The 11662-nt window shown below is 69.5% G+C and carries 14 protein-coding genes and 1 pseudogene; 6 read left to right on the forward strand and 9 right to left on the reverse strand.

Annotated features, from left to right (window positions below; all coding sequences use genetic code 11):
• Positions 1–44: 44 nt before the first annotated feature.
• The 4 genes from ACTMTJ_RS38445 to ACTMTJ_RS38460 all read right to left on the reverse strand — a co-directional run bounded on the left by ACTMTJ_RS38445 (position 45) and on the right by ACTMTJ_RS38460 (position 1460).
• Positions 45–347 carry a BON domain-containing protein gene (locus ACTMTJ_RS38445; RefSeq protein ID WP_441223669.1) on the reverse strand — a complete coding sequence of 101 codons (303 nt, stop codon included), beginning with the start codon at positions 345–347 and terminating at the stop codon, positions 45–47.
• Positions 341–709, reverse strand: coding sequence for an STAS domain-containing protein (locus ACTMTJ_RS38450; RefSeq protein WP_441223670.1), 369 nt, complete (start codon positions 707–709; stop codon positions 341–343). Before ACTMTJ_RS38450 ends, ACTMTJ_RS38445 begins: the two co-directional genes overlap by 7 nt.
• A 94-nt stretch (positions 710–803) precedes the next feature.
• Entirely contained in the window at positions 804–1025 is a 222-nt protein-coding gene (locus tag ACTMTJ_RS38455; RefSeq protein WP_441223671.1) for a hypothetical protein, read from the reverse strand.
• 105 nt (positions 1026–1130) lie between these two features.
• Positions 1131–1460, reverse strand: a complete 330-nt coding sequence (locus ACTMTJ_RS38460; protein WP_441223672.1) for an STAS domain-containing protein — start codon at positions 1458–1460, stop codon at positions 1131–1133.
• 153 nt (positions 1461–1613) lie between these two features.
• Here ACTMTJ_RS38460 and ACTMTJ_RS38465 point away from each other — a divergent pair, with 153 nt between their 5' ends.
• Complete coding sequence (locus ACTMTJ_RS38465) at positions 1614–2156, forward strand: alcohol dehydrogenase catalytic domain-containing protein (protein WP_441223673.1); 543 nt, start codon at positions 1614–1616, stop codon at positions 2154–2156.
• Between the two features lie 61 nt (positions 2157–2217).
• Positions 2218–2607, forward strand: a pseudogene (locus tag ACTMTJ_RS38470) (zinc-binding dehydrogenase); the annotation flags it as partial.
• Between the two features lie 16 nt (positions 2608–2623).
• Here the strand turns inward: ACTMTJ_RS38470 and ACTMTJ_RS38475 are convergent.
• Complete coding sequence (locus ACTMTJ_RS38475) at positions 2624–3154, reverse strand: MarR family winged helix-turn-helix transcriptional regulator (protein WP_441223674.1); 531 nt, start codon at positions 3152–3154, stop codon at positions 2624–2626.
• Between the two features lie 34 nt (positions 3155–3188).
• Between ACTMTJ_RS38475 and ACTMTJ_RS38480 the strand changes: the two genes are divergently transcribed.
• A complete protein-coding gene (locus ACTMTJ_RS38480) occupies positions 3189–3644 on the forward strand; it encodes an SLC13 family permease (RefSeq protein ID WP_441223675.1) in 456 nt (151 codons plus the stop codon).
• An 11-nt stretch (positions 3645–3655) separates the two neighbouring features.
• Here the strand turns inward: ACTMTJ_RS38480 and ACTMTJ_RS38485 are convergent, their stop codons facing one another.
• The 4 genes from ACTMTJ_RS38485 to ACTMTJ_RS38500 all read right to left on the reverse strand — a co-directional run bounded on the left by ACTMTJ_RS38485 (position 3656) and on the right by ACTMTJ_RS38500 (position 7552).
• Complete coding sequence (locus ACTMTJ_RS38485; protein ID WP_441223676.1) at positions 3656–4333, reverse strand: potassium channel family protein; 678 nt, start codon at positions 4331–4333, stop codon at positions 3656–3658.
• Positions 4326–5681: a TrkH family potassium uptake protein gene (locus ACTMTJ_RS38490; protein WP_441223677.1), complete on the reverse strand. Its 1356-nt coding sequence runs from the start codon at positions 5679–5681 to the stop codon at positions 4326–4328. The genes ACTMTJ_RS38485 and ACTMTJ_RS38490 overlap by 8 nt, the downstream gene beginning before the upstream one ends.
• Positions 5682–5774: 93 nt before the next feature.
• Positions 5775–6617, reverse strand: coding sequence for an ABC transporter permease subunit (locus ACTMTJ_RS38495; protein WP_441223678.1), 843 nt, complete (start codon positions 6615–6617; stop codon positions 5775–5777).
• Between the two features lie 14 nt (positions 6618–6631).
• Positions 6632–7552: an ABC transporter ATP-binding protein gene (locus tag ACTMTJ_RS38500; protein ID WP_441223679.1), complete on the reverse strand. Its 921-nt coding sequence runs from the start codon at positions 7550–7552 to the stop codon at positions 6632–6634.
• A gap of 87 nt (positions 7553–7639) precedes the next feature.
• Between ACTMTJ_RS38500 and ACTMTJ_RS38505 the strand changes: the two genes are divergently transcribed.
• From ACTMTJ_RS38505 to ACTMTJ_RS38515, 3 genes are all read left to right on the forward strand, one after another.
• A complete protein-coding gene (locus ACTMTJ_RS38505; protein WP_441223680.1) occupies positions 7640–8119 on the forward strand; it encodes a GbsR/MarR family transcriptional regulator in 480 nt (159 codons plus the stop codon).
• Between the two features lie 171 nt (positions 8120–8290).
• Positions 8291–10915, forward strand: a complete 2625-nt coding sequence (locus ACTMTJ_RS38510; RefSeq protein ID WP_441223681.1) for an ATP-binding protein — start codon at positions 8291–8293, stop codon at positions 10913–10915.
• Positions 10912–11652: a response regulator gene (locus ACTMTJ_RS38515; protein ID WP_441223682.1), complete on the forward strand. Its 741-nt coding sequence runs from the start codon at positions 10912–10914 to the stop codon at positions 11650–11652. The genes ACTMTJ_RS38510 and ACTMTJ_RS38515 overlap by 4 nt, the downstream gene beginning before the upstream one ends.
• The last annotated feature ends 10 nt before the right edge of the window (positions 11653–11662 follow it).

An 11662-nucleotide genomic window follows, 5' to 3' on the forward strand; every position in this document is an offset into this window, starting at 1 on the left:
TCCTCCCTGACACCAGCAGCAGCCCACGCCCGCAGAACTCGGGGTCAGATGCTGGCCAGATCGTCCCCATCGGACGGTTCGAGGGCATTGCAGACGTCGCGGACGCCCGGCGTCTGCCACGCCAGGCCTCCGGCGACGAACATCAGCTCCGGTGTGTCGACCGGGCCGGTGAGGATGGCGACACCGTTCTGCACCTCGACCGCGATGTTCTGCAGACGTGTCCGCTCATCCTCGACCAGCCGCGCCACCACCTTGTCGGCCAGCGTTCTGTCCCGACTCGCGTGCGGCGCCGGGCGGCGAACCGGCTGTCCGGACCCGTCGTCGGGCATCGGCCACGGCGTCAGCACGGCGCGCTCCCGATCGTTGTATGCCCGGAGCGCGGCACCTCCTCGGGCACCACGTGCAGCACCTGCTCCACCCGGGATATCCGCAAAATCCGCCGCAGACGCGGTGACAGCGCGCGCAGCGTCAGGCCCGCACCGACCCGCAAAAGCTGGCGGTGCACATCAAGCAGCAGCGCGACGCCCGCCGCGTCGATCCCGACGCATCCGGCCATATCCACGACCAGCCGGTCCGGGCGCAGCCGCACTGCCGTGTCCAGTGCCGCCTGCACTGGCGCCAAACTGGCGCGATCGAGGCGGTCGGTCAGGTAGATCTCCAACACCGGCACCGACACCGGCCCGGCCACAGGTTGCGCAACCACACTCACGCCGCACCTCCTCACGTCGGCCGGTACGAAATCCAGACTGGTGCGGCCATGTGGAGGCACCTTCGCGGAACCATGACAGTCCCGTGACAACCAGCTACGACGGCACCTCGTCCGGCACCGCCGGCCCACCGCAGGTGCCGCAAAAGTGCGTGCCGAAGGGCCTCGGCTCCCCGCTCCACCCGGCCCGGACGGCCGCCGGCCACAGCACGAACCAGTCCCGTAGGTGAACAGCCGAGCCGAACTCGACCGCGCACCGCTCACACACGAGGACGACGAACCCGGGCTGCCCCGGCTTCGGCCTTGGCTGCATGCTCATGCCGGCGCCGACCACACCGCGTTCATCTCGGCAATCTTTGCACAGGTGCAGCTGTGTGAACGACGCGCCGCAACACCGCAGCCGGCGCCTGCGCTGAGGGCCGGCCTATGCGGGGACCGAACCGTCCAGGACCTGGGCGAGGCCGTGGCGGCGAAGCAGCTCACGCACACGTGGATCCGGGTCGGCCACCACCAGGCGCGCCCCCTGGGCGGAGGCCGCCTCCTGGCCGGCCCGCAAGGCGTCGATGCCACCCTCGTCGATGGACGGCACGGCGCTGAGATCAACGACGATGCGGTGGGGTCGAGTCGCCGCCAGCACGGCGATGACCCGATCGTGGAGCATGCGGGCGTTTTCCGCCCTGATTCCACCTTGCGGCGCGATCGCGATGGTCATCGACGGTTCGGGTACACGACGAGTGGTGATCACGAGAGTCATCACATCTCCGTCCAGAACGGGAGGGGGCACACCTCCGGTAGAGCTCTGACGCGATCCACGCTTGCCGCCGTTTGTGGCGATCACCGATCAGGATTGCCACGCTCCTATGACAGTTCGCTTGGTTCGGCCGGGACGATGCGACGATGGGGGCGCATGCGTGCGATCGTTCAGGACGGCTACGGCCCGGCCGATCGACTGCGCCTGGCCGAGGTCGACCGGCCGGCGGTCGGCGACGACGAGGTGCTGCTCCGGATGCGCGCGACGTCCGTGCATCCGGACGTGTGGCATGTCGTGACCGGTCGGCCGTTCGTACCGCGCCCGAAGGGTTCGGGCCTACACCGCCCCACGGGCCGCATCCCGGGCACCGACGTTGCCGGCACCGTCGAGGCGGCCGGTCATGCGGTCACCAGGTTTCAGCCCGGGGACGAGGTCTTCGGGAAGACGCTACGTGGATACTCGTGGCGCAACGGCGGCGCGTTCGCGCACTACGTCTCGGTGCCGCAGAGCAGGCTCGCGGTCAAACCACCCAACATTACGTTCGAGCGGGCGGCAACAGTGCCGACCGCCGGATACATTGTCCTGGCCAACCTCCACCCGGATCGTTCCAGTCCGGCCAGCGGGTGCTGGTCAACGGGGCGGCCGGTGGCGTCGGAGCGATCACCGCGCAGCTCGCGAAGGCTAGTGGCGCGCACGTGACCGGCGTGGACCACAGCCGGAAGCTGGATCTGGTCCGCCGCTCGGCGCCGACTACACCACCAACGACGTCACCCGCACCGGGCAACGGTACGACCTAGTCGTCGACATCCCGGGCGACCGGCCCTTCGCCGCGTACCGGCGGGCGCTGACCCCCGACGGCAGGTACGTCCTCATCGGACACGACCACTTCGGCCGCGCCGGACGCGGCTGGCTGGGCAGCCTGCCCCGGTTCGCGCGGCTCGGCGCGCTGTCGCTGTTCGTGCCCCAGCTGCGCCGGCCCGGCCCCGCGCGACAGAGCAAGCAGGATGCGATGGCCGCGCTGCGCGCATACCTCGAAGCAGGGCAGCTGGCCCCGGTCCTCGCCCGCACGTTCGACCTCGGTGCGGCGGCACAGGCCATCGGCTACCTGTCCAGCAGCCAAGCCGTCGGACGGAACGTGCTCACCGTGTGACCGTTACCGGCGCCGGTCAGGCCGGCACGGTATCCGCCGGCCGCGTCGTTGACGCGCGCCACTGCCGCCACCACAGCGGCTCGGAAGCCTCCCCCGCGGCCGCCACGAACTCCTCCAGCGCGCCGGCGAGCCCTTGCGGGTCCTCGACCTGGAGGCCGCGCACCAGCTTGGCGATCGCCCGCCGGCGGTGCCGCATGACGGCCCCGACCAAATCGCGGCCGGCCGGGGTCAGCAAGACCCAGGCCGCACGCCGGTCCTCACCGCGCCGGAACCGCTCGGCCAGCCCTTTGCGCACCAGGCGGTCGGACATCCGTGTGGCGGTGGACGCGGCCACCTCCAGTTCGGCGGCCAGGTCAGTCGTCCGCTGCGGGCCGCGGGCGGCGAGCACGACCAGCGTCCGATACTGCACGAGCGTCACCTCGGCATCCACCTGCGCCAGCGAACGCGCCGACAGCGCGACCAGCGCCCGGCTGGCACCGAGAAAACCGTCGACGAGAGCGGCCGTTTCGGCCGATGTGCGCCGGCCGCGCACCGCGGAATTTGCCACAACGCAATGTTTGCACACTAGTAGCCGGACACGGATGCCCCGCGAGCCGCTCGGCCTGTTCGTCACGGTCGGCGCCCTGGTCAACACTGGCGTCATCGAAGAAATCTCGCGGGCCGCCACCGACGCCACCGAAGGCCGGCTGTTCCTCGCCTCCATGGTGCTGCTGTGGGGATCGGCGTTCCTCTCGGCGATCGTCGACAACATTCCCTACGTGGCCACCATGAGCCCCGTCGTCGCCGAAATGGTCAACAGCAACGGCAACACCAGCCAGTCCCAGGTGCTGTGGTGGGCCCTCGCCCTTGGCGCGGACCTGGGCGGCAACGCCACCGCCGTCGGCGCCTCCGCAAACGTCGTCGTGCTGGGCATCGCCGAACGCGCCGGCAGACCCATCACCTTCTGGCAGTTCACGAAGTACGGCCTGGTCGTCACCGTCGTCACGGTAGCGCTCGCGGTGCCCTACCTGTGGCTGCGCTACTTCGCCCTGGCATGAGACCGCACCGGTCAGGTGGCCGCGGCGAAGCGTTCGACCTGGGTGAGGGTGCCAGCCACGATGAGGATGGCGTTTGGCGGGACGACAGTCTCCGGTCGCGCGTAGGTGAAGTCCTGCCCGGACTGTTTGACGCCGACGACGGTGACGCCGTACCGGGTGCGCAGGGCCGAGTCGGCGAGGGTGCGCCCGACGCTGTCGGCCGGGGCGCGGGTCTTGACGATGGCGAACCCGTCATCGAACTCGATGAAGTCGATCATCCTGCTGGTGATCAGGTGGGCGACCCGGTCGCCCATGGTCGCCTCGGGATAGATGACGTGGTTGGCGCCGACCGCAGACAGGATCTTGCCGTGTTTGGCGGTGATCGCCTTGGCCCAAATCTCAGTGATGCCGATCTCCGCCAAGGCCAGGACGGTCAGCACGCTGGCTTCGATGTCGGTGCCGATCCCGACCACGGCGCGGGTGAAGTCGGGCACACCGATCTGGCGCAGGGCCTCCTCGTCGGTCGAGTCGGCCTGCACCACGTGGGTGAGCCGCTCGGACCAGGACTGCACGATGCGCTGGTCTTCGTCGATGCCGAGCACCTCGTGACCGAGCCGGACCAGGGAGGCGGCGACCTGGCCGCCGAAGCGGCCCAGGCCGATGACGACGACGCCGTTGTCGCCGGCGCGGGTTTTGCCAGTGTTAGCCAACGATGGGTCGCTCCTTCGGGTATCGGTACAGCCTAGGTCGGCCGCGCAGGGCCAGCGCGGAGGCCACGGTGATAGTGCCGACCCGGCCCACGAACATCAGCGCGACCAGCACCAGTTGGGCCGGCTCGGGCAGGGTGTGGGTGATGTTCATGGACAGCCCGACCGTGGCGAACGCGGAGATGCTTTCGAACAGGGCCTGGTCGTAACGCAGGTGATCGGTGAAGTAGATCAACGCCATGGTGCCAGCGGTGATGACACCGACGCCGAGCAACGCCACCGTCAACGCCTGGCGTTGCGCCTCGTCGGTGATCCGCCGGCGGCCAACGACCACATCGGATTCGCCCTTAACCTCGGACCAGATCACGTAGGCGAGCAGAAAGAAGGTGGTCACCTTGATGCCGCCGGCGGTGCCGGCCGAGCCGCCACCGATGAACATCAGCACGTTCGTGGCCGTGATGGTCTCCAGGCTCATCGCGCCGTAGTCGGCGTTGTTGAAACCTGCCGTGCGAGGCATGGTGCCCTGGAAGAACGCGGCGAGGATCTTCTCGGCGACGCCGAGCGGCCCGTACGTGCCCGGATTGCCCCACTCGAATCCCAGCATCACCCCGAACCCGGCCACCAGCAGGACCAGCGTGCCCCACACAGTAATCCGGGTATGCACCGACCAGGCGGCGGGCTGGCGCCATTCGCGGCGCAACTCCATCAGTACCGGAAAGCCGATCCCGCCGACGATCACCGCAGCGGCGATCGGTAAGCAGATCCAGGCGTCGCCGACGAAGCCGATCAGGTTGTCGGTGTAGAGGGCGAAGCCGGCGTTGTTGAACGCCGACACCGCGTGGAACAGCCCGTACCAGAGTGCCCGGCCGAGCGGGTAGTCGTAGCCAATCCAGAACCGCGCCGCCAGCAGCACCGCGACGGCGGTCTCGCAGGCCAGGATCGCGACCGCGATCCGGCCCAGCACCGCGCGGACGTCGCCGAGGGCGAGGGTACGGGTCTCGGCCTGCGCGATCAGCCGGCCGCGTAGCCCCAGCCGCCGGGACACCAGCACGGACAGCAGCGTCGCCATCGTCATGATCCCGAACCCGCCAACCTGGATCAACGCCAGGATCACCCCGTGGCCGAAGTCGGACCAGTACGTCGGGGTGTCCACTCCCACCAGGCCGGTCACGCACACCGCCGAGGTCGCGGTGAACAGCGCGGTGATCAGCGGGGCACCGTCCGGCCCCTGCCGGGACACCGGCAAGGCCAGCAGCAAGGTGCCCACGGCGATCGCGCACAGGAACGCGATCGGCACTATCCGGGCCGGGTGCTGCACGGCACGGCGGACCGACGGGGATCTTGCGCGCACAGACACGGACCTTAGTACCGCCGAGGGATGGATGTAGGCCCGCCCCGCGGACGTCGCCGCGGCAACCCCGCCGGCCGCGTAGGGAGCGGTTTGTCAGCGGGCGAGGTCTCGGTGGTTCAGCCGCCAGGCTCCGGCCGTGATCAGTGCGAGGGTGGTGCCAGCGAGCACCGCGGTGTCGCCGGTGTGCATGCCGTTGGTGAGTGGTTGGTGGTCGATGTAGTAGTGGTACGGGGTGAGGTGGCGCAGCCAGTCGGCGCCGATTTGCGGGGCCAGCCCGTGCAGCGCGTAGGCAAGCACACCTAGGCCGCTGGTGGCGCCGAAAACGGCGCCTCGGGAGCGGCCGGTGGCAGCGCCGATGGTGGTGGCGAGGGCGCCGAAGAGCAGGCCGAGCAGGGCAACGTTGAGGGCCTGTGCGGCGAACTGGCCGACGCTGATCGCGTCCAGGTCGGCGCTGTCGCGTACGGCGAGCATCGCGGCGAAGACCGCGGCCGCGATGAGCAGGGCGCCGACCGCGAGGGCGGCGAAGCGGTGTAGGAGCAGTCGGGTGCGGCTGATCGGGTGTGCCAGCAGCAGATCGAGGTAGCCGGACTCCTCGTCGGCGGAGATCATGCGGGCGCCCGTGGCAGCGCCGTAGAAGGTGACCAGCAGGGGGACGAGGAGCCCGAACACGGCGCCGCGCAGGTAACCGGCCGGGGTGGTTGCGTCCTCGAACCCGAAGCCGCGCATCGCCTCCGGCACGGTGGCCATCGTGTCGGCGGTGACCTGCGGGTAGAAGCTCGCGTAGGCCATCGCCAGCAGCCCGATGGCGAGGGCCCAGACCGGGAAGATCCGCCGGTTGTCCCACAGCGTGCGGGTGAACATCGAGCCGTTGACGGCGCCGCCAATGCCGGTGACGCCCGGGGCCCGGCTCGTGCGCGAGGTGGTCGAGGTCGTCATCGTCCTGCCGTTCGTCAGCCGCCAGCAACGGCGGTCGAAGTGGGGGCGGATTGTCCGCCGGTGTAGATGGTGTGGAAAAGGTCTTCCAGGTTCTGGGTATTCGCGCGCAGGCCGATGACGGTATGCCGAGCGGCCGCCTTGACCACGGGGTCCGGGCTGCCGTCGATCCGGAACGACAGTGTGGCGCCGTCCACCGCCAGGTCGGTGACACACGGTAGGGCGGCGAACTCCGCGGCCGGCGATGCGCCGGCGAACGTGATCGACATCCGCAGGAAGGAGCGGGCGCGCAGGTCAGTGACCGTGTCCAGGGCGACCAGGCGACCCTCGCGGATGATCGCTACCCGGTCGGCGACCGCTTCGACCTCGTTCATGACGTGACTGGACATGAACACCGTCCGCCCCGCCTGCTTGGCCTCGACCACCAGGTCGAGGAAGGTTTGCTGGACCAGCGGGTCGAGGCCGGTCGTGGGCTCGTCCAGGATCAGCAGCTCCGGGTCGTGCATGAACGCCTGGACCAGGCCGACCTTCTGCCGGTTGCCCTTCGACAGACTCTTCACCGGCGCCCGCAGATCCAGGCCGAGCCGACTGGCCAATGCCGCGATCCGGGCGGCTGGTACGCCACCGCGTAGCGCGGCGAGGAAAGCCAGGCATTCACCGGCCCGTTGCCGGCCGTCGACGACGAAGTCGCCGGGCAGGTAGCCGACCCGCCGGTGCACCTCGATCGCGTCCGCGCGGGGCGCCAAGCCGAACACGCGGGCTGTGCCGGAGGTCGGGCGGATCAGATCCAGCAGCAGCCGGATCGTGGTGGTCTTGCCGGCGCCGTTGGGGCCGAGGAAGCCGAACACCTCGCCGGTGTCAACGGTCAGCGTCAGGCCGGCCAGCCCGCGTCGCGTGCCGTACGTCTTGGTGAGCTCGTTGAGCTCGATCGCACCCATGCCATGAATCTATCAAAGTCTTCAGAAATCTCTGAAGACTTGGAGGCGTTAGGATGTCGTCAAGATCTCGAACATAAGGGGCAAGCTTTGGCGGACACCACCGACGCCGCGGAGCGGATGGCGTTGACCCTCACCCAAGGCGGGCTACAGAAGGCCACCGCCCGGGTACTGGCCGCGTTCCTGTTCGCCGACACCGCCAGCCTCACCGCACCGCAGATCGCCGAGCAGCTGACGATCAGCTCCGGCTCGGTCTCCGGGGCAATCAAGATGCTCTCCACCGTCGGACTGATCGAGCGGGTACCGGCGCCGGGTAGCCGCCGCGAGCACTACCGCCTGCGCGACGGCGCCTGGGCCACGTTGATGTCCACACAGAACGGCATGGTCCAAGCCATGTTCGAGGCCGCCGACCGCGGCATCCAAGCCGCGGGCCCGGACAGCCCGGCCGCCCACCGCCTCACCGAGATGCGGGACTTCTACGCCTTCATGTTCCGTGAGCTACCCGCACTCATCGACCGCTGGAAAGCCCAGAGACGCCCCACGCGGGATCCGGTGACAAAGCCGAGATAGCCGGTTCTCCAGACATCTCGTCATGTCTCGTCCGCAAGAGCGCCGGGGTGGTTGGCGAGAAACGCGTATTCTCGCGTTTCTCGCGCCCCGAGCAGGGACTTCCGCATTGTCTGTATCGCCGAGCCATCGACGGGACGGCGACGGGCTTGCCAGGCGCGGCAAAATCGAGCCATGGCGCGTGGCCGGTTGCGGATCTATCTCGGTGCGGCCCCCGGCGTCGGGAAGACCTTCGCCATGTTCAGTGAGGCTCACCGGTGCAAGGAGCAGGGCACTGACGTGGTGGTCGGGTTCGTGGAGACGTACGGCCGCGAGGACACCGCACGGCTCGTCGGCGGCCTGGAGGTGGTCCCTCCCAAGACCCTGTGTGGTCAAGAGACCAACTTTGCCGAGATGGACGTGGACGCCGTTGTCGGCCGCAGCCCGCAGGTGGTGGTCGTTGACGAGCTGGCACACACCAATGCTCCTGGCTCGCGCAACACCAAGCGGTGGCAGGACATCCAGCAGCTGCTGGATGCCGGCATCACGGTGCTATCCACTGTGAATATCCAGCACCTGGAGTCGCTCAACGACGCGGTGTGGCAGATCGCCAACGTTAGCCCGCAGGAGACCGTGCCCGACAAGTTCGTCCGGTTGGCCGACCAGGTCGAGCTCGTCGACGTGACCCCGGAGGTTCTGCGCCGCCGGATCGCGCTCGGCAACGTGTTGCCACCGGACCAGGTTGATGCCGCGTTGGGCGGCTACTTCCGGGTCGACAACCTCACAGCGCTGCGCGAGCTGGCGCTTCTGTGGCTGGCCGACCAGGTCGACGAGCAACTGGACGCGTACCGAGCAGCACGTGGCGTGGGCGGCGCCTGGGGAGCCCGCGAACGGCTCGTCGTCGCTCTTACCGGCGGTCCCGAGGGGGAGGCACTCATCCGCCGGGCTGCCCGCATCGCCGCCCGCACGAAGGGCGCAGAGGTGATGGCCGTCCACGTGGCCCGCGCCGACGGCCTGACCGGCGCCGACCCCGCTTCGCTAGCCCGGCAGCGGGTGCTGGTCGAGAGCCTCGGCGGCACTTACCACCAGGTCACCGGCGATCGCGTACCCGCCGCACTGATCGACTTCGCCCGCGGCGTCGACGCCACCCAGCTCGTGCTCGGCGCGTCTCGGCGCGGCCGGCTGGCGCAGATTCTCTCCCCCGGCGTCGGTGTCACCACCACCAACCTGTCCGGGCCGATCGACGTGCATCTTGTCATCCACGAACAGGTCGGACGGGGCCGACTGCGTCTGGCAGCCCGTAGCCCCGTGTCGCGGTCACGCCAGCTCGCCGGCTTCGCGCTCACCGTGCTGGGGCTGCCGATGCTTACCGCCGTCCTGTATCCGCTGCGGGACGACCTCTCGCTGTCCAGCAATGTGCTGCTCGTGCTGGCCACTGTGGTCGCCGTGGCGCTCGTGGGTGGCCGGTGGCCGGCGGTGGCCGCCGCCGTGATCGGCTTCCTGCTGCTGAACTTCTACTTCACCGAGCCGTTCGACGCCTTCGACATCGCCAACAGCGAACACCTGCTGGCTCTGCTCGTCTTTCTCGTCGTCGCCGTCGCGGTGGCCACGGTGGTCGACGTCGCCGCCCGACGCACCCGGGAGGCCGCCGCAGCCTCGGCTGACGCCTCGACGCTGGCCGCCGTCGCCGGCAGCGTGCTACGCGGCACGCGGCCCCTGACCGCCCTACTGGAACGGCTCCGGGAAACCTTCGGCCTGGCCTCGGTAACCGTTCTCGAGCGCGTGCCCGGTTGGTCGGACGCGCCGGACCAGCAGGCCCGCGACGCGTGGCGGATCGCTGCCACCGTGGGCGGCCCACCCTGCCAGGCACCGGGGCAGGGCGACGCCACCGTACCGGTCGACGACGACCTCGCCCTGGTGCTGTGCGGGCGGGCACTGCCGGCTAGCGACCGCCGCATCGTCGAGGCGTTCGCCGCTCAGGCCGCTCTTGCCCTACGCCAGGAACGCCTGGCCGCCGAGGCCGCCAAAGCCCGTCCGCTGGAAGAGGCCGACAAGATGCGCACCGCGCTGCTCGCCGCCGTGAGCCACGACCTGCGGACCCCGCTGGCCTCCGCGATGGCCGCGGTGGCGAGCCTGCGCAGCCGCGACGTCGAATTCTCCACTGAGGACCAGAAGGAACTGCTGGCCACTGCCGCCGAGTCGCACGAACGCCTGCGCCGACTGATCGAGAACCTGCTCGACATGAGCCGTCTACAGGCTGGCGCCCTGGGCGTCTTCGCCACCGCGGTAGGGCTGGAGGACGCTGTTCCCACGGCGCTGGACGAGATCGGCGAACCTGGCCGGCTCGTCCGTGTGCGTATCCCGGACGACCTTGCCACGGTCACCGCCGATCCCGGCCTGTTGCAACGCATCTTGGTCAACGTCATAGGCAACGCACTGCGGTTCAGTTCGCCTGGAAAGCTTCCGATCATCACCGGCAGCGACCGCGACGGCCAGGTCGAGCTGCGGGTCATCGACCACGGCCCAGGCATCCCCGAAGAACACCGGGACCGGGTGTTCCAGCCGTTCCAACGACTCGGCGACCGTTCCAACGGCACCGGTGTCGGCCTCGGACTAGCCCTGTCCCGCGGCCTCGCCGAAGCGATGGGCGGCTCGCTCACACCGGAAACCACCCCGGGAGGCGGCCTTACCATGGTGCTCACTCTGCCCGCCGCGCGGCCGCCGTCGGCCGCGCGCGCAACGCACCCCACGGCATTGGCCGACCGGACTATCGTCGGACGCCAACACCACCCCAGCCGTACCGGGACGGAGCAGGTGTGAGCCGCATCCTGGTCGTCGACGACGACCCGCAGATCCTGCGAACACTCCGGATCAACCTGCGGGCCCGCGGCTACGACGTCGACACTGTCGCCGACGCCGACGCCGCCCTCCATGCGGCCGCCGCCGGCAGGCCCGACCTGATCGTGCTCGACCTCGGCCTGCCCGACCGCGACGGCGTCGAGGTCGTCCGCGACCTGCGTGGATGGAACAACGCGCCGATCATCGTGCTGTCGGGACGCAGCGGCAGTGCCGACAAGGTCGACGCCCTCGATGCCGGCGCCGACGACTACGTCACCAAACCCTTCGGCCTGGACGAGCTGCTCGCCCGCATTCGCGCGGCCAGCCGCCGCACCAGCACATCCGCGGCATCGCCGACCCTTCAGCTCGACTCGTATACGGTCGACCTGGCCGCTCGGCTCGTCCGGGGCGCTGACGGCACTCAGGTTCGGCTAACCCCCACCGAGTGGCACCTGCTGGAGATCCTCGCCCGGCAGCCTGGCGCGCTGGTCGGCCAGCGCCAGTTACTGGAACAGGTGTGGGGACCCAAGTTCGTGAACGAAACCCAGTATCTGCGCCAGTACATGGCTCAGCTGCGCCGAAAACTCGAAGCCGATCCCGCCCACCCTCAGCACCTGCTCACCGAGCCGGGCATGGGCTACCGCCTCCAGCTCGGGCCTGGCCCCACCGTTTCCTTCGCACCCCAAATGTCCGTCGAACCGGCCGCCGAGGGCGACTAACCCATGCGCG

The organism is Phytohabitans sp. LJ34, assembly GCF_052068095.1.
Taxonomy (GTDB): domain Bacteria; phylum Actinomycetota; class Actinomycetes; order Mycobacteriales; family Micromonosporaceae; genus Phytohabitans.

Coding starts and splice junctions, on each gene's coding strand:
- ACTMTJ_RS38465 (WP_441223673.1), top strand. CDS start 1,614: ATGCGTGCGATCGTTCAGGACGGCTACGGCCCGGCCGATCGACTGCGC.
- ACTMTJ_RS38510 (WP_441223681.1), top strand. CDS start 8,291: ATGGCGCGTGGCCGGTTGCGGATCTATCTCGGTGCGGCCCCCGGCGTC.
- ACTMTJ_RS38460 (WP_441223672.1), bottom strand. CDS start 1,460: ATGACTCTCGTGATCACCACTCGTCGTGTACCCGAACCGTCGATGACC.
- ACTMTJ_RS38495 (WP_441223678.1), bottom strand. CDS start 6,617: ATGACGACCTCGACCACCTCGCGCACGAGCCGGGCCCCGGGCGTCACC.
- ACTMTJ_RS38455 (WP_441223671.1), bottom strand. CDS start 1,025: ATGAGCATGCAGCCAAGGCCGAAGCCGGGGCAGCCCGGGTTCGTCGTC.
- ACTMTJ_RS38480 (WP_441223675.1), top strand. CDS start 3,189: ATGCCCCGCGAGCCGCTCGGCCTGTTCGTCACGGTCGGCGCCCTGGTC.
- ACTMTJ_RS38500 (WP_441223679.1), bottom strand. CDS start 7,552: ATGGGTGCGATCGAGCTCAACGAGCTCACCAAGACGTACGGCACGCGA.